We start from the raw sequence: 16017 nt of genomic DNA, 5'->3' as shown, positions 1-16017 counted from the left end.
GGGCGCTTCCCTTCGGTCTTGCGTTTCCGACTCTATCAGATCTTTTCTCGATCCGATTTCCTCGGTGCTTTCCAGGTTCTCGCTCTCGCGTTTCCCTTTTCGGCGGTTCCGACTCTATCAGATCCTTTCGGCGTCTGACTCCCAGTCAGGGGGGTTTGCCTTCCCAGCTGTTGGGCCGTTCCGACGAGTGAGACTTTAGCGGATTCCTGGCTCCCGAGCTAATCGGGGGCCGACGTCCTTTCGAACGCGGATTCCTCATTTCGCAAATACGCACGCCAATGCAGTCGACACCGGAGCGTCGAATGAGTGGGTGGTGCTTGCGGAATGGCTGTCCGGGGACCGACCGGAGTCGGTGCTCACGTCGGACAACTCGGAGAACAGTACGGAGCGGTGCGGGGCGTGTCAACTCGCTCCCCAGGGGCACCCCCGGAGGCGTAGTGTGGAGGACGTGATGACGCGCACGTGTAGCCAGCTCTGGTGGGCCGCCTGACGGCGGCCGTACACACGTGTGCACTCAACGGCCGCCGCTTCGGCGGCCGTTCTCGTATCTCCCTCCGGGTCTTCGGGGGCCGGCCGCAGGAGCGGCGGTCCCGACCAGAAGGTGGAGTGGAGATGACTCGGGTCTTCAGCGGGATTCAGCCGACCGGGCACCTGACCCTGGGCAACTACCTGGGAGCCATGCGGCGCTGGGCAGAGGTGGACCAGCACCGGGCCGACTCGCTGTTCTGCGTGGTGGATCTGCACGCGCTGACCATGGACCACGATCCCGCGCGGGTGCGCAGGCTCAGCCGGCAGACGACCACGCTGTTGCTGGCGGCGGGGCTCGACCCCGAGGTGTGCACCGTGTTCCTGCAGAGCCATGTCGACGAGCACACGCGGCTGTCGTACCTGCTGGAGTGCGTGGCGACCGACGGGGAGATGCGGCGGATGATCCAGTACAAGGAGAAGGCGGCGAAGGAACGGGATCGCGGCGGGAGCGTGCGGCTGTCGCTGCTGACGTATCCGGTCCTGATGGCGGCGGACATCCTGGCGTACGGCACGGACGAGGTGCCGGTGGGTGAGGACCAGGCCCAGCACGTGGAGCTGGCCCGGGATGTGGCGGTGCGGTTCAACCAGCGGTACGGGCACACGTTCGTGGTGCCGAGGACGGCGCTGCCGCAGGTGGCGGCGCGGGTGATGAACCTCCAGGACCCAACGCGGAAGATGGGGAAGTCGGACAACTCGGGAGCGGGAGTCGTCTATCTGCTGGACGAGCCGGACGTGGTGCGCAAGAAGGTGCTGCGGGCCGTGACCGACAGCGGGCGGGAGGTCGTCTACGACCGGGCGGAGCGGCCCGGCGTCGCGAATCTGCTGGACATTCTCGCTGCGTGCACGGACGGGAACCCTGAGTCACTGGCGGACGTTTACGACTCGTACGGCTCTTTGAAGAGGGACACCGCGGAGGCGGTGGTGGAGGTGCTGCGGCCGGTGCAGGCCAGGCACCGGGAGCTGTGCGCCGATCCGGTGTATGTGGAGGGGGTGCTGCGGGATGGTGCGGAGAAGGCCCGGGCGTTGGCCAGGCCGACGGTCGATACGGCTTACCGGGCGATCGGGCTGCTGCCGCCCGTGGCGGAGCCTTCGCTGAGCGCCGCGCATTAGCCGGGCGGCGCTCCAGGAGGCCGGGCGGGTCAGTCCTTCTCGTCAGTCCTTCTTGCCGGAGGCGAGTTCGCGGCTGCGGTCGCGGGCGGCTTCGAGGGCGGCGATGAGGGCGGCTCGTACGCCGTGGTTCTCCAGTTCGCGGATGGCGTTGATCGTGGTGCCGGCCGGGGAGGTGACGTTCTCCCGGAGTTTGACCGGGTGCTCGCCGCTGTCGCGGAGCATCACGGCGGCGCCGATCGCGGACTGGACGATGAGGTCGTGGGCCTTGTCGCGGGGCAGGCCGAGCAGGATGCCCGCGTCGGTCATGGCTTCGACCAGGTAGAAGAAGTACGCCGGGCCGGAGCCGGACAGTGCGGTGCAGGCGTCCTGCTGGCTCTCCGGGACGCGGAGGGTCTTGCCGACGCCGCCGAAGATCTCCTCGGCGTGGGCGAGGTGTTCCTCGGTGGCGTGGCTGCCGGCGGAGATGACCGACATGGCCTCGTCGACGAGGGCGGGCGTGTTGGTCATGACACGGACGACGGGGGTGCCCGCTGCCAGGCGCTCCTCGAAGAAGGAGGTGGGGATGCCGGCGGCTCCGCTGATGATCAGGCGGTCGGCGGGGACGTGCGGGGCGAGTTCGTCCAGGAGGGTGCCCATGTCCTGCGGCTTGACCGTGAGGATCAGGATGTCGGCGGTCTTGGCGGCCTCGGCGTTGCCGACCGGGGTGACTCCGTAGCGGGTGCGGAGTTCCTCGGCGCGTTCCGGGCGGCGGGCGGTGACCAGGAGGTCGGCGGGGGACCAGCCGGCCCGGATCATTCCGCTGAGCAGGGCTTCGCCGATCTTGCCGGTGCCGAGGACTGCGACTTTCTGGCTCATGCGGTTCAGTCTGGCACCGGGGTGAGGTGCGCGGGTCCACTGTCCGGTGGGCGGAACGGGACCGGCCGGGGCTGTGGCCGGGCGCGGGCGGGGCCGGGCGCGGGCTGTGGCTAGGCCGTGCGGCGTCGTAGCGTCGCCGCTCCGAGGCCCAGGACGAGGACCGCGCAGCCGGCCACGATCAGGATGTCCCGGACGAAGGTCGCGGTGATGTCGCCGTGGTGCAGGACCTCGTTCATGCCGTCGACGGCGTACGACATCGGCAGGACGTCCGAGAGCGCCTCCAGGACGGGGTGCATGTCGGAACGGGGGGTGAACAGGCCGCAGAGGAGGAGCTGGGGAAAGATCACCGCGGGCATGAACTGGACCGCCTGGAATTCCGAGGCCGCGAAGGCCGAGACGAAGAGGCCGAGGGCCGTGCCGAGCAGGGCGTCGAGGAGGGCGACGAGGAGGAGCAGCCAGGGGGATCCGGTGACGTCGAGGCCGAGGAGCCAGACCGCGAGTCCGGTGGCGAGGGCGGACTGGACGACGGCGAGCGCGCCGAAGGCCAGGGCGTAGCCGGCGATGAGGTCGGCCTTGCCGAGGGGCAGGGCGAGGAGGCGTTCGAGGGTGCCGGAGGTGCGTTCGCGCAGGGTGGCGATGGAGGTGACCAGGAACATCGTGATCAGCGGGAAGACGCCGAGCAGCGAGGCGCCGATGGTGTCGAAGGTGCGGGGGCTCGCGTCGAAGACGTAGCGCAGCAGGATCAGCATCAGGCACGGGACGAGGATCATCAGCGCGATGGTGCGCGGGTCGTGGCGGAGCTGGCGCAGGACCCGGGCCGCGGTGGCGGTGGTGCGGGAGGCGTTGAGCGCGCTGGGGGCGGCGGCGGGGGCCGTCTGGGTGGTCGTACTCATGGGGTGCTCTCTTTCGTGCGGCCCGCGGCGGCCTCGTCGACCAGGTGGAGGAAGGCGGCCTCGACGGTGTCGGTGCCGGTGCGGGTGCGCAGGGCGTCCGGGGTGTCGTCGGCCAGGACCTCGCCCTCGCGCATGAGGAGGAGGCGGTGGCAGCGCTCGGCCTCGTCCATGACGTGGGAGGAGACGAGGAGGGTGGTGCCGCGGGTGGCGGCGAGGTCGTGGAAGAGGTTCCACAGGTCTCGGCGCAGGACGGGGTCGAGGCCGACGGTCGGTTCGTCGAGGACGAGGAGGTCGGGGGTGCCGAGGAGGGCGACGGCCAGGGAGACGCGGCCGCGCTGGCCGCCGGAGAGGTTGCCGGCCAGGGCGTCGGCGTGGCGGGTGAGGTCGACGTCGGCGATGGCCTGGGTGACGTGCTGGTGGCGGCGTTCGGCGGCGGCTCGGCCGGGGTCGAGGATCGCGGCGAAGTAGTCGAGGTTCTGGCGGACCGTGAGGTCGTCGTAGACGGAGGGGGCCTGGGTGACGTAGCCGACGCGGCTGCGCAGGGTGGGGTGACCGGCCGGATGGCCGAGGACGTTCAGGGTGCCGGTGACCTTGGCCTGGGTGCCGACGATCGAGCGCATGAGGGTGGATTTGCCGCAGCCGGAGGGGCCGAGCAGGCCGGTGATCCGGCCGCGGGGGACGGTGAAGCGGACGTGGTGGAGGACCGTGCGGGGGCCGCGGACGACGGTGAGCTCGTCGGCGTGGACGGCAGGGCCGGCGGGGGCCGGTGACGGGGGTGGTGGGTCCGCCGCATAATTCATCATGTGATGAATAATTGGGCTGGAGGTGTCGTGACGTCAAGGGGGTGGGTCTCGTGCGGGGTTGCGTCAGGGGGTACGGGCGACCAGGAGCAGGACGTCGTACGTCTCCTCGACCGTGCCGTCCGGGAAGACGTCGAGGAGGTGGGCGCGCTCCTCCTCCAGGAAGGCGGCCGTCCGTTCCGCGGGGGTGACGAGGAACGCCGAGTGGCTGCCGATGTTGGCGAGATGGGTGTCGATCGGGACGCGGCGGCTCCAGCGGACCGTGCGGCGCGCGAAGTCCAGGCGCCCACTGGGGTCGGCCGGCTGGTCGGGTCTGCCGGGCTTGCCGGCCTCGGCGGCGACGTCCGCGCCGAGGAAGCGGGCGGTGCGCCGACCGGCCTCCGCGGTCCACTGGACGTCCGGGGCGTGGGTGTTCCACCACAGGGCCAGCGCACCGCCCGGACGCAGTACGCGCAGTGCCTCCGGCACCGAGCGGGCCGGGTCGGTCCAGTGCCAGGCCTGGGCGTAGGTGACGAGGTCGGCGTGAGCGTCGGCGACGGGCAGGGCGTTGCCGTCGCCGCGGACCAGCGGGACGCGGGGCAGCGCGCGGCGGAACTCGGCGGCCATGCCCGCGCCTGGTTCCACGGCGAGGACGTCGGCGCCGCGGGCGTGCAGAAGGGCGGTCGCGATGCCGGTTCCGGCGCCGACGTCCACGGTCCGGGCGCCGGTCAGGGGGCGGCCGGCCAGTTCCTCGACGGCGTCGAAGAGGGCGGGCGGATAGGCCGGGCGGTTGGCGGCGTACTGGGCGGCGGCGGAGTCGAACGATCCGGCTCGGGCCGCGTGGAAGGCGTCAGGTTCGGCGGGTGACGGCTGGCCGGCGGTCATGGGGTCCTGTCTACGGCACCGCCGGCCGCCTGTCGTTCCGTTTCCGGCCTGCTATCCGCGGCGCTTCTTCCGGGACGGGTTGCCGGTGCGACGGGTGGTGCGGCGTTCGTGGGCCTCGCGTGCCTGCTCGTACTCCTCGCGGTGCAGCTTCTCGCCGGGTGCCTCGGTGAGGGAGCGGAAGAAGTAGGCGAGGAGGGAGCCGACGAAGCCGATGGCGAGCAGGCCGCGCAGGCCGGCCTGGCGCTGCGGGTCGTGGCGCTTGCCGAAGCCCTCCCAGGTGTTGCGGAAGGCGAGCGCGCTGCAGATCGCGAACATGACGATGACCAGCACGGTCACGAAGGAGCCGGTCTCGGCGATCCGGATGCCCTGGTAGGCGAAGCGCAGCACCAGGCAGGAGAGGGCGGCAGCGGCGAGGGAACCGGCGGCGACGCCGGCGCGGCGGGCCGCGTAGCCCTGGTCGTGGTTCACCCAGGACGTGCCGAAGAAGCGCAGGGGTTCGGGGCGGGGGCCGCCGCCCCGGGCCACGCCGTCGCCTCGGGTCACGCCGTCGCCCTGGGCCGCGCGGCCGGCGGTGCCCGCCGTGGTGTCCGGGGTGCCGGTTTCGTCGCTCACGGGACGATTATGGCTCCGGCCGTCCGCGGGCTCCCGGGCGGGGCGGGTCTCGGCCGGGAGCGGGCGGGCCACCCGGCGGGCCGGACCTCGGCCACCCGGCGGCCCGGACCTCGGCCGGCACGCGCTCCGCCCACGCGGCTCACCGGCCGGACGGAGCCCCGCGCGACCCGAACGGCCCCTCCCGCCAGGCCGGGGCCCTCCCATCCGGCCCGGGCCCTCCCGTCGGGCCGGCCCTCGACCGGCACCGGCTCCGTCCGTCCAGCTCACCGTCGGGATGGTCCCCCCTCCCCACCGGAACGGCCCGCCCCGTCGGGGCGATACCCCGGCGGGACGGGCCGTGGGGCCGGGGTCAGCCGCAGCGGGAGGCGACGTAGCCGTCGCTGCCCGTGCCGACGTAGGCGTCGGAGACGTACTCGCCGCTGTCGATGAGGTCCCAGATGTTGCTCGTGCCGTAGGTGCCCGACACGGTCGTACCGGGCGTCTGGCAGTAGATCGGCACCCGGACGCCCTCCGGCAGGACACGGACCAGGTTGTACTGGGTGCCCGGGCCGCTGCGGACGTTCAGCCGGACGCCCGGGGCGACGGCGTAGGTGCGGACGGCTGCCGCCGCCTGTACCGCCGTGCCCTCGCCGATGCCCTCGGTCTCCTGCGCGTGGTCGATCGACATGAGTGGTCCTCCCCCGTGTGTCACTGAAAACAGGCCGCGTGACGCATGTGCGCGACGCGCACGCAGACGCTAGCAAGCCGCCTCTGTCCCGTACGAGTCATCGACTAGGCTCCGTGCGTCGCGCGCGCGGACGAAGAGCACGGGGGTGGTCCATGTCGCCACAGCGCAACGGTGGAGCGGGCGCGGAAGCGGAACTTCCCGCATACGCCGGTCACTACCGGCTGGAGTCCTGTCTGGGATCCGGTGGCATGGGGGTCGTCCACCTCGCCCGGAGCACCTCGGGGATGCGGCTCGCGGTGAAGGTCGTACACGCCGAATTCGCCCGGGATCCCGAGTTCAGGGGTCGTTTCCGGCAGGAGGTGGCCGCCGCGCGCCGGGTCAGCGGTGCCTTCACGGCGCCCGTCGTGGACGCCGACCCGGAGGCCGAACGGCCCTGGATGGCCACCTCGTTCATCCCCGGCCCGACCCTCTCCGACCAGGTGAAGCGGAAGGGCCCCATGGCGCCCGAGCAGCTGCGCCGGCTGATGGCGGGGCTCGCCGAGGCGCTGCGGGACATCCACCGGGTCGGGGTGGTGCACCGGGATCTGAAGCCCAGCAACGTGCTGCTCGCCGAGGACGGTCCGAAGGTCATCGACTTCGGCATCTCCCGGCCGAAGGACAGCGAACTGCGCACCGAGACGGGGAAGTTGATCGGCACACCGCCGTTCATGGCGCCCGAGCAGTTCCGGCGCCCCCGTGAAGTGGGTCCGGCCGCCGACATCTTCGCGCTCGGCTCGGTCATGGTGCACGCGTCCACGGGGCGCGGGCCGTTCGACTCCGACAGCCCGTACGTCGTCGCCTACCAGGTGGTCCATGACGAGCCCGATCTGACGGGCGTGCCGGCGGGTCTCGCGCCGCTGGTGCTGCGCTGTCTGGCCAAGGAGCCCGCGGACCGGCCCACACCGGACGAGCTGATGCGGGAACTGCGCTCGGTGGCGGCCTCGTACGACACCCAGGCGTTCATACCGGCGCAGCGGACGGGTGAGGACGGCCCCGCGCCGGAGTCCGCACCGGAGTCCGCACCAGGGCCTGCGTCGCAAGCCGGACCGGAAGCCGCACCGGAAGCCGCCCCAGGCCCCGCACCGGAAGCCGCGTCGGAGTCCGGGTCCGTGAGTTCCTCGCGCCTCCGGTCCGCCGGGCGGCGCCGCGGCCGCGGACGGACGACGGCGCTGGCGGCCGGGGGCCTCGGGCTCGCGCTGGCAGGTGTGCTCACCGCGGTGTGGCTGCCGGGCGGAAACGATCAGGCACCCGGGGGCGGGGATCGGCCGTCCCTGACGGCGGCTGCCGGCGGCACCTGGACGGCCCGGCCGGCGGTCGGCGGCGAGGGCATGCCGCACTGCGCGTACGGGGCGGGGAAGGTGCTCTGCGCGCGCCCCGGTGTCGTCTTCGCGCTCTCGCCGGACGACGGCGGGCTGCTGTGGCGGCGCTCGGTCGGCACCTCGTCCACCAGCGGGCCGCCGGCCGTCTCCGGCGGGCTGGTGCAGCCGTACACGGACGGCGGCTCACGGCTCGCGGGGCTCGCCCCCGCGACCGGCGAGCAGGTGTGGCAGCGCCGGCTGCCCGCGGGGACGACGGTGCGGTACGCCGGCGGTACGGCCCTGCTCGCGGGCGCCGACGGCACGCTCACCGGGGTGGACGGCGCGACCGGCGCCACGCGCTGGCGCGGTGCCGTGCCCGGCCGGGGCGCGGCCGCCTTCGTGGCGTTCCCCGGCGAGCCGGTGGCCTGGGCGACGCGCACGTCCGCCGACGGGACGAGCACCCGGGTGACCGCCGTGGACCCGGAGACCGGCCGGGTACGCGGGGACGTACGGCTGCGGGGCTGGCTCAAGCCGTTCGCGGCGCGGGACGGTTCGGTGTTCTTCCTGGCGGTGGACAGCGCGTACGGCGCCGAGGAGATCGTCCGCTACACCCCCGCGACGGGCGCGACCAAGCGCGTCGGGCTGCCCTCCGTGCTCGACGGGGCGCACGCCACCGTGCACGGGAACGTCGTCTACGTGCTGGCCACCGGCGGCTCCCTGGACGCCGTGGACATGGCGTCGGGCCGGCACCTGTGGCACCTGGAGACGTCGGTGAGCCGCGGTTCGGTGCCCGTCGTGCAGGGCGGCCGGGTGTACTTCACCGCGAGCGACGGCCGGCTGCTGGCCGTGGACGCCCACGAGGGCCGGCTCGTCGGGCAGACGCCGGCGCGGCTGGGCGCGAACTCCGCCCGGGTGATGAGCACCCCGCCCGCCCCGGTGCCGGCCGGCGACCGCGTCCTGGCCGCCGCGCCGGACGGCACGGTCTTCGCCGTGGACGGCCGCAAGCCGTCGGACTGGGGCGCTGCCCGGTGACCGGACGCAGGGGCCGCCCCCGTCACAAGGCGACCCCTGCTGCGACCGGTCAGCCCAGCCGGGACACGTCGCGCACCGCGCCCTTGTCGGCGCTCGTCGCCATCGCCGCGTAGGCGCGCAGGGCGGCGGAGACCTTGCGGTCGCGGTTCTTCGGGGCGTAGACGCCGTTCAGGGCCTCGGCGCGGCGGGCCAGTTCGGCCTCGTCGACCAGCAACTCGATGGTGCGGCCCGGGATGTCGATGCGGATGCGGTCGCCGTCCTGGACCAGGGCGATGGTGCCGCCGGAGGCCGCCTCGGGGGATGCGTGGCCGATGGACAGGCCCGAGGTGCCGCCGGAGAAGCGGCCGTCGGTGATCAGGGCGCAGGTCTTGCCGAGGCCGCGGCCCTTCAGGTACGAGGTCGGGTACAGCATCTCCTGCATACCGGGGCCGCCCTTGGGGCCCTCGTAGCGGATGACGACGACGTCGCCGTCCTTGACCTCCTGGGTGAGGATCCGCTGGACGGCCTCCTCCTGGGACTCGCAGACGACCGCCGGGCCCTCGAAGGTCCAGATCGACTCGTCGACGCCGGCCGTCTTGACCACGCAGCCGTCGACGGCGAGGTTGCCGCGCAGGACCGCGAGGCCGCCGTCCTTGGAGTACGCGTGCTCGGCGGAGCGGATGCAGCCGTTCTCGGCGTCGTCGTCCAGGGACTCCCAGCGCTCGGACTGGGAGAAGGCCTCGGCGGAGCGGACGCAGCCGGGGGCCGCGTGCCACAGCTCGACCGCCTCCGGGGACGGGGAGCCGCCGCGCACGTCCCAGGTCTTCAGCCAGTCGGAGAGGGAGGGGCTGTGGACGGCGTGCACGTCCTCGTTGAGCAGGCCGGCGCGGTGCAGTTCGCCGAGGAGGGCGGGGATGCCGCCGGCGCGGTGCACGTCCTCCATGTAGTACGTGCGATTCTTGGCGACGTTGGGGGCCACCTTCGCCAGGCAGGGCACGCGGCGCGAGACGGCGTCGATCTCGTCCAGGCCGAACGGGACGCCGGCCTCCTGGGCGGCGGCCAGCAGGTGCAGGATCGTGTTGGTGGAGCCGCCCATCGCGATGTCCAGGGCCATGGCGTTCTCGAACGCCTGGAAGGTGGCGATGTTGCGGGGCAGGACGGTGTCGTCGTCCTGCTCGTAGTAGCGGCGGGTGACGTCCATGACCGTGCGGGCCGCGTTCTCGTACAGGGCGCGGCGGGCGGTGTGGGTGGCGAGGACCGAGCCGTTGCCGGGCAGGGACAGGCCGATGGCCTCGGTCAGGCAGTTCATCGAGTTGGCGGTGAACATGCCGGAACAGCTGCCGCAGGTCGGGCAGGCGTTCTCCTCGATGCGGAGGATGTCCTCGTCGGAGATCTTGTCGTTGACGGCGTCGGAGATCGCGTCGACCAGGTCGAGGGTGCGGACCGTGCCGTCCACGAGGGTGGCGCGGCCGGACTCCATGGGACCGCCGGAGACGAACACCGTCGGGATGTTCAGGCGCAGGGCCGCCATGAGCATGCCCGGGGTGATCTTGTCGCAGTTGGAGATGCAGACCAGGGCGTCGGCGCAGTGCGCCTCGACCATGTACTCGACCGAGTCCGCGATCAGGTCGCGGGACGGCAGGGAGTACAGCATGCCGCCGTGGCCCATGGCGATGCCGTCGTCGACGGCGATCGTGTTGAACTCGCGCGGGATGCCGCCCGCCTCCCTGATCGCCTCGCTGACGATCCGGCCGACCGGCTGGAGGTGGGTGTGGCCCGGCACGAACTCGGTGAACGAGTTGGCGACGGCGATGATCGGCTTCCGGCCGATGTCCGCACCGGGTACACCGGAGGCGCGCATAAGGGCGCGGGCGCCCGCCATGTTGCGGCCGTGGGTGACTGTGCGGGACCTCAGCTCGGGCATCGTCGCTCGCTCCTTCAGACGGATGTGGCTGCTATCGAGCGTACGCCGGTCATCCAGTGGGCGGGACAAGGTGTCCGAATCGCGGGACAACCGTTTCACGGGGCCGTCAGGTGCCCCTGTACGACGGGGGCGAGGCGGGCGATGACCTGCTCCGGGTCCGCCGACGCCAGCGGCTCCACTTTGATCACGTACCGCAGCATGGCGCACCCCACGAGCTGGGCGGCCGCCAGCTCGGCGCGCAGCTCGGCGTCCGGCAGCTCCACCTGGGCGGCGATGCGGCGCACCAGCTGGGCGGCGACCAGACGGCGGAAGACGGCGGCGGCCGTGTCGTTGTTGACGGCCGAGCGCACGATCGCCAGCAGCGGGGTACGGGTCGTGGGGTTCTCCCAGATGCCGAAGATGAACCGGGTCAGCCTTTCGCCGACGCCGTCCAGGGAGCCCTCGGCCGCCGCGTCCGGCGCGTTCAGCGCGGGCGCGAAGGCGACCTCGATGGCCGCCTCGAAGACCTGTTCCTTGGTGCCGAAGTAGTGGTGGACGAGCGCGGAGTCCACCCCGGCTGCCTTGGCGATGCCGCGTACGGACGTCTTCTCGTACCCGCGTGCGGAGAACTCCTCGCGGGCGGCGGCGAGGATACGGTCCCGGGTGCCGGCGGACTCGGTGCGCGGGGGTCGGCCACGGCGGCGGGCGGGGGGCCCGGGCGGGGTGGCGTCCGGCGGCGGGGTGGCGGTCACCGGCCGGACACCCGCACGGCGGCCGCGGTCAGGTGCTTGCGCGTGAACTCCAGGGCCTCGGCGAGGTCGGCCTCGCGCTCGGCGCCGGACATCGCCCGCCGGGTGTTGACCTCGATCACGACATGGCCGTCGAAGCCGGTGCGCACCAGGCGTTCCAGCAGCTCGGCGCAGGGCTGGGTGCCGCGGCCGGGGACCAGGTGCTCGTCCTTGGCCGAGCCCCGGCCGTCGGCGAGGTGGACGTGCCCGAGCCGGTCCCCCATGCGGTCGGCCATGTCCAGGGCGTCGCTGCGGGCCGTCGCCGTGTGGCTGAGATCGATCGTGAAGTGCCGGTAGTCGTCGTGGGTGACGTCCCAGTCGGGGGCGTAGGCGAGCATCTCGCGGTCGCGGTAGCGCCAGGGGTACATGTTCTCGACGGCGAACCGTACGTCCGTCTCGTCCGCCATCCGCCAGATCCCGTCGACGAAGTCCCGGGCGTACTGTCGCTGCCAGCGGAACGGCGGGTGCACTACGACGGTGGAGGCGCCCAGCTTCTCGGCCGCCGCCCGGGCCCGCTGGAGCTTCACCCAGGGGTCGGTGGACCAGACCCGCTGGGTGATCAGCAGGCAGGGGGCGTGGACGGCCAGGACCGGGACGCCGTGGTAGTCCGACAGGCGGCGCAGCGCCTCGATGTCCTGGCTGACCGGGTCGGTCCAGACCATGACCTCGACGCCGTCGTAACCGAGGCGCGCGGCGATCTCGAAGGCCGTCGCCGTCGACTCGGGGTAGACGGAGGCGGTCGAGAGCGCGATGCGCACGTCCACGTCCCTTGGTTCAGCCACGTCCGTCACCTTACGGCGCTGGGAGGCCGGGGTGTCGGGTGCCTGTTCGCCGTTGTGAGGTTTGCCATTCGGGCGCCTGCGGGTCGTTCGTGGCTTGTCGCGCCCCGCGGCGGAGCCGCGAGGAGATACGGACCCGCGCCCTTCGGGGGCGCTAATCCGAACCCATGTGGTCGAGGCGCCGGAGGATGACGCCCTCCCTCAGGGCCCAGGGGCAGATCTCCAGTTCCTCCACGCCGAAGAGGTCCATCGCGCCCTCGGCGACCAGGGCGCCGGCGAGGAGCTGGGCGGCCCTGCCGTCCGAGACGCCGGGGAGTTCGGCGCGCTGCTCGGTCGTCATGCCGGCCAGGCGCGGGACCCAGGCCTCCAGGGACTCGCGCTTGAGTTCGCGCTGCACGTAGAGGCCCTCGGTGCTGCGGGCGGCGCCGGCGATGCGGGCGAGCTGCTTGAAGGTCTTGGAGGTGGCGACCACGTGGTCGGGGGCGCCTATGCGGCTGAACTCGCCGACCGTGCGGGCGATCTCCGTGCGGACGTGCCGGCGCAGGGCGCGGACGTCCTCCGGGGCGGGCGGGTCGCCGGGCAGCCAGCCGGCGGTGAGGCGGCCGGCGCCGAGCGGCAGGGAGACCGCCGCGTCCGGTTCCTCGTCCATGCCGTAGGCGATCTCCAGGGAGCCGCCGCCGATGTCCAGGACCAGCAGTTTTCCGGCGGACCAGCCGAACCAGCGGCGGACGGCGAGGAAGGTGAGCCGGGCCTCCTCCTCGCCGGCGAGCACCTGGAGCCGTACGCCGGTCGCGTCGGCTACGCGCGCGAGGACGTCGTCGGCGTTGGTGGCCTCGCGGACGGCGGAGGTCGCGAACGGCAGCAGGTCCTCGACGCCCTTGTCCTCGGCGGCCTGCAGCGCGTCCTGTACGACGGCGATCAGCTTGTCGATGCCTTCGTCGCCGATGGCACCGCTGTCGTCGAGGAGCTGGGCGAGCCGAAGTTCGACCTTGTGCGAATGCGCGGGCAGCGGGCACGCGCCGGGGTGGGCGTCCACCACCAGCAGATGCACCGTGTTCGAACCCACGTCCAGGACACCGAGTCTCATGTACGGAAACGCTACTGCCAGAACGTCCCCGCTCGGTCCCCGGAGCGGTGCTTGGCCACTTACCCTGGACGAGTGCCAAAGACGAAAAAGGCAAAGCCCGACAAAACTGTCAAAACCGACAAGGCGGGCAAAGCTCATAAGACCGCCAAAGCCCCCAAGGAGGCGAGGATGAGCGACGAGAAGGGGCTCGACTTCGCCCGCGCCTGGGTGGAGTTTCCCGATCCGGCGGACGACGAGCAGGTGTTCCGCTGCGATCTGACATGGCTGACCTCTCGCTGGAACTGCATCTTCGGCAGTGGCTGCCAGGGCATCCAGGCGGGGCGCGCGGACGACGGCTGCTGCTCGCTGGGCGCGCACTTCTCCGACGAGGACGACGAGAAGCGGGTCGCCGGACACGTGGCCCGGCTCACGCCGGAGATCTGGCAGCACCATGCCGAGGGCACGCGGAACGGGTGGGTCTCCGAGGACGAGGAGGGCTCCCGGCAGACGCGGCCCTTCCAGGGGTCCTGTATCTTCCAGAACCGGCCCGGGTTCGCGGGCGGGGCGGGCTGCTCGCTGCACATCCTGGCGCTGAAGGAGGGGCGGGAGCCACTGGAGACCAAGCCGGACGTGTGCTGGCAGCTGCCGGTCCGGCGGACGTACGACTGGATCGACCGGCCGGACGACACGCGCGTGCTGCAGGTGTCCATCGGGGAGTACGACCGCCGGGGCTGGGGGCCGGGCGGCCACGACCTGCACTGGTGGTGCACCTCGGCGACGTCGGCACACGGCGCGGGTGAGCCGGTGTACGTCTCCTACCGGGCCGAGCTGACGGAACTGATGGGCAAGGCCGGCTACGACCGCCTGGCCGAGCTCTGCGAACAGCGCCTGGCATCCCAGCTCCCCCTCCTGGCTCCCCACCCGGCCGACCCAGCGCCGTAGCACCGGTCCCGGCAGCACTCGGCGGGGACGGGGGCCGGAGCGCTCGGAGGCCCGGGCGCAGGGCCTACGTGTCCGACGGGCTCGGAGTGTCCGTGGCCGTCGGGGTGGGTGTGGCGGGCTCGGTGTCCGTGGGCGACGGGGTGACCGGAGGCGGAGTCGGATCCGTGGGGGGCGGGGACTGGCTCGCCGGAGGGTCCGTGGGGGGCGTGCTGGGCGAGGCCGAGGGCGGCGTGGCGGTCGGCCGGGACGTGGGGCGGGTGGGGGCCGTGCCGTAGCCGTCGATCGTGACGACCGCGCCCGCCGGTGCCACCGCCACCCGGGCGTGCCAGTGGCCGGACGGCTCGCGCAGATGGTCGACGTACACCTTGACCGTCAACGTCTGCCCGGGCCGGAGGGTTCCCGAGGACTGGCTGAAGTAGAGCCAGGCGGCCGATGTGGACGCCGACCAGCGGACCTCGGCCGTCCCGGACGCCGTGAGGGTGATCAGCGTGGTGTCGCCGTCGCCGGCGGCGCCGACGGCCAGCTGCCCCGCCCCCTGCCCGCCCCTGCCGTCGACGCTGACGACCTCCACCGAGACGTCCGCCTTGCCGTCCTTGCCGATCCGGGCGCCCGGCCTGACGCTGGCGTTCCCCGCGTTCTCGTAGCCCCCGGCGGTGTCGCTGCCCAGCGCGTCGGGTCCCTGCGCCTCGCGCGCGGTCGCGGAGCGGCCGTCGTCGTCCCCGGCCGGCCCGCCCCGGTAGGCGGCCCACAGGGCGATCACCGGCGCGGCGACCACCGTGGCGACGACCGTCGTCGTGACGGCCCGCGCGCGCAGCCGGTCGCGGCGGGCCGCGCGGTCCTTGGGGTCCATCGGGAAGCCGCGCCGGTCGAAGCGGGGCACGGCCGCGCCCCGCGCGCGCGGGTGGCGGGCCAGCGCCATCTGCAGGTCCGCGCGCGGGGCCGCCAGGACGGGCAGCTCGGCGGGGGTGACCGTGACGCCGGGCCAGTGGCCGGAAACGGCGCGCTCGGCGGTGCGCCGGCAGCGCGGGCAGTCGTCGACGTGCCGGACCAGCTCGCGGCGCAGGGCCGTGCTGAGGACCAGCCGGCTGTCCCCGGTGAGGTGGGCCACGCTCGGACAGCCGCCGGTGTGCACCACGGCCAGGGCCGCGCGGGTGCGTTCGACCTCGCAGGCGGCGGAGGCGAGCAGCTCGCGCGCGGCGGCGGGCTCCATGCCGAGGACGGCGGCGACCTCGTGGGCGGCGAGGTGGTGCCGTACGGCGAGCTCCAGGGCCTCGCGCTGCTCGGGCGTCGTGCCGGCGGCCTCCGGCCAGGCCAGCAGGGCGAGTTCGCGGCGCCGCTCCTCCTGGAGGTCCGGCGCGACGGGCGGGTCCTGGTCCGCTTTCCCGGCGCCGCCGCGGCCCGCCGCGTGCGTGGCCTGACGTTTCTGCTTGGCCTCGGCGAGCTTGCGCAGGCAGGCCCAGCGGGCCAGCGCGTACAGCCAGGCCCGGCGGTCGGCGGCGGTCACCGGCACCCGGTGGCCGCGCCGCTCGGCCAGGGCGAGGACGTCGCCGAGGGCGGCGGTGGCCGTGTCGTGGTCGCACAGGACCGACAGGCAGTAGGTGAACAGGCCGTCCAGGTACGGCTCGTAGCGCGCCGGCGTGCGCTGGGCGACGGTGCGCGCGGCGGCACGGTCGCGTGCCTCTCGCTCCGCGCGCCGCGCTTCACGTGTCTCACGGGCCTCGCGGTGCGCCCGGTGGGCGCCGGTCGTGCGGGTCGTGGTCTCCGGACTGCTGCTCATCACCCGTGCGACCGTAGGCGGCGGCGGAGTGCCCGTTCTGGAACCTTGAGCACTTTTAATCCGTACGGGTGAAACGATCCCTCAT

At 73.0% G+C, this 16017-nt stretch carries 14 protein-coding genes; 3 read left to right on the top strand and 11 right to left on the bottom strand.

Features of this window, described 5'->3' with window-relative positions; genetic code table 11:
- Window positions 1-612: 612 nt before the first annotated feature.
- On the top strand, window positions 613-1638 hold the full coding sequence (trpS, locus tag IG05_RS0114925; RefSeq protein WP_030342789.1) for a tryptophan--tRNA ligase: 1026 nt from the start codon (window positions 613-615) through the stop codon (window positions 1636-1638).
- Window positions 1639-1680: 42 nt separating this feature from the next.
- Here the strand turns inward: trpS and proC are convergent, their stop codons facing one another.
- The 6 genes from proC to IG05_RS0114895 form a co-directional block, all read right to left on the bottom strand.
- Window positions 1681-2493 carry a pyrroline-5-carboxylate reductase gene (proC, locus tag IG05_RS0114920; protein WP_030342787.1) on the bottom strand — a complete coding sequence of 271 codons (813 nt, stop codon included), beginning with the start codon at window positions 2491-2493 and terminating at the stop codon, window positions 1681-1683.
- 110 nt (window positions 2494-2603) lie between these two features.
- Window positions 2604-3386, bottom strand: coding sequence for an ABC transporter permease (locus tag IG05_RS0114915; RefSeq protein WP_030342785.1), 783 nt, complete (start codon window positions 3384-3386; stop codon window positions 2604-2606).
- Window positions 3383-4189 carry an ABC transporter ATP-binding protein gene (locus IG05_RS0114910; protein WP_030342782.1) on the bottom strand — a complete coding sequence of 269 codons (807 nt, stop codon included), beginning with the start codon at window positions 4187-4189 and terminating at the stop codon, window positions 3383-3385. The genes IG05_RS0114915 and IG05_RS0114910 overlap by 4 nt, the downstream gene beginning before the upstream one ends.
- A gap of 63 nt (window positions 4190-4252) precedes the next feature.
- Window positions 4253-5050 (bottom strand): class I SAM-dependent methyltransferase, encoded by a 798-nt coding sequence (locus IG05_RS0114905; RefSeq protein ID WP_030342780.1) that lies wholly within the window; start codon window positions 5048-5050, stop codon window positions 4253-4255.
- Window positions 5051-5101: 51 nt separating this feature from the next.
- On the bottom strand, window positions 5102-5662 hold the full coding sequence (locus tag IG05_RS0114900) for a hypothetical protein (RefSeq protein ID WP_037813747.1): 561 nt from the start codon (window positions 5660-5662) through the stop codon (window positions 5102-5104).
- Window positions 5663-6011: 349 nt separating this feature from the next.
- The gene (locus IG05_RS0114895; RefSeq protein ID WP_030342777.1) at window positions 6012-6329 is read right to left on the bottom strand and encodes an SH3 domain-containing protein; all 318 of its coding nucleotides are present in this window, start codon (window positions 6327-6329) and stop codon (window positions 6012-6014) included.
- Window positions 6330-6481: 152 nt separating this feature from the next.
- Between IG05_RS0114895 and IG05_RS0114890 the strand changes: the two genes are divergently transcribed.
- Window positions 6482-8698 (top strand): serine/threonine-protein kinase, encoded by a 2217-nt coding sequence (locus IG05_RS0114890; RefSeq protein WP_030342775.1) that lies wholly within the window; start codon window positions 6482-6484, stop codon window positions 8696-8698.
- 49 nt (window positions 8699-8747) lie between these two features.
- Here IG05_RS0114890 and ilvD read toward each other — a convergent pair whose 3' ends face one another.
- The 4 genes from ilvD to IG05_RS0114870 form a co-directional block, all read right to left on the bottom strand.
- Entirely contained in the window at window positions 8748-10601 is a 1854-nt protein-coding gene (ilvD, locus tag IG05_RS0114885) for a dihydroxy-acid dehydratase (RefSeq protein ID WP_030342773.1), read from the bottom strand.
- Between the two features lie 95 nt (window positions 10602-10696).
- A complete protein-coding gene (locus IG05_RS0114880; RefSeq protein WP_030342771.1) occupies window positions 10697-11332 on the bottom strand; it encodes a TetR/AcrR family transcriptional regulator in 636 nt (211 codons plus the stop codon).
- Entirely contained in the window at window positions 11329-12150 is an 822-nt protein-coding gene (locus IG05_RS0114875; RefSeq protein ID WP_030342768.1) for a sugar phosphate isomerase/epimerase family protein, read from the bottom strand. Before IG05_RS0114875 ends, IG05_RS0114880 begins: the two co-directional genes overlap by 4 nt.
- Window positions 12151-12301: 151 nt before the next feature.
- On the bottom strand, window positions 12302-13234 hold the full coding sequence (locus tag IG05_RS0114870) for a Ppx/GppA phosphatase family protein (protein ID WP_030342767.1): 933 nt from the start codon (window positions 13232-13234) through the stop codon (window positions 12302-12304).
- A gap of 72 nt (window positions 13235-13306) precedes the next feature.
- Between IG05_RS0114870 and IG05_RS0114865 the strand changes: the two genes are divergently transcribed.
- On the top strand, window positions 13307-14155 hold the full coding sequence (locus IG05_RS0114865; protein ID WP_030342766.1) for a hypothetical protein: 849 nt from the start codon (window positions 13307-13309) through the stop codon (window positions 14153-14155).
- A gap of 64 nt (window positions 14156-14219) precedes the next feature.
- Here IG05_RS0114865 and IG05_RS0114860 read toward each other — a convergent pair whose 3' ends face one another.
- A complete protein-coding gene (locus IG05_RS0114860; RefSeq protein WP_037813745.1) occupies window positions 14220-15935 on the bottom strand; it encodes a BACON domain-containing protein in 1716 nt (571 codons plus the stop codon).
- Window positions 15936-16017 lie beyond the last annotated feature (82 nt).

It is taken from the genome of Streptomyces sp. NRRL S-1022 (assembly GCF_000720135.1).
In the GTDB taxonomy this organism is placed as follows: domain Bacteria; phylum Actinomycetota; class Actinomycetes; order Streptomycetales; family Streptomycetaceae; genus Streptomyces.
Note: the sequence above shows the minus strand (reverse complement) of the source record. Positions and strands in the feature narration are given on the sequence as shown.

What these genes read in the sequence shown, in the direction of transcription:
- IG05_RS0114895 (WP_030342777.1), bottom strand. Translation starts at nt 6,329, where the DNA reads ATGTCGATCGACCACGCGCAGGAGACCGAGGGCATCGGCGAGGGCACG.
- IG05_RS0114905 (WP_030342780.1), bottom strand. Translation starts at nt 5,050, where the DNA reads ATGACCGCCGGCCAGCCGTCACCCGCCGAACCTGACGCCTTCCACGCG.
- ilvD (WP_030342773.1), bottom strand. Translation starts at nt 10,601, where the DNA reads ATGCCCGAGCTGAGGTCCCGCACAGTCACCCACGGCCGCAACATGGCG.
- IG05_RS0114915 (WP_030342785.1), bottom strand. Translation starts at nt 3,386, where the DNA reads ATGAGTACGACCACCCAGACGGCCCCCGCCGCCGCCCCCAGCGCGCTC.
- trpS (WP_030342789.1), top strand. Translation starts at nt 613, where the DNA reads ATGACTCGGGTCTTCAGCGGGATTCAGCCGACCGGGCACCTGACCCTG.
- IG05_RS0114870 (WP_030342767.1), bottom strand. Translation starts at nt 13,234, where the DNA reads ATGAGACTCGGTGTCCTGGACGTGGGTTCGAACACGGTGCATCTGCTG.
- IG05_RS0114890 (WP_030342775.1), top strand. Translation starts at nt 6,482, where the DNA reads ATGTCGCCACAGCGCAACGGTGGAGCGGGCGCGGAAGCGGAACTTCCC.
- proC (WP_030342787.1), bottom strand. Translation starts at nt 2,493, where the DNA reads ATGAGCCAGAAAGTCGCAGTCCTCGGCACCGGCAAGATCGGCGAAGCC.
- IG05_RS0114910 (WP_030342782.1), bottom strand. Translation starts at nt 4,189, where the DNA reads ATGATGAATTATGCGGCGGACCCACCACCCCCGTCACCGGCCCCCGCC.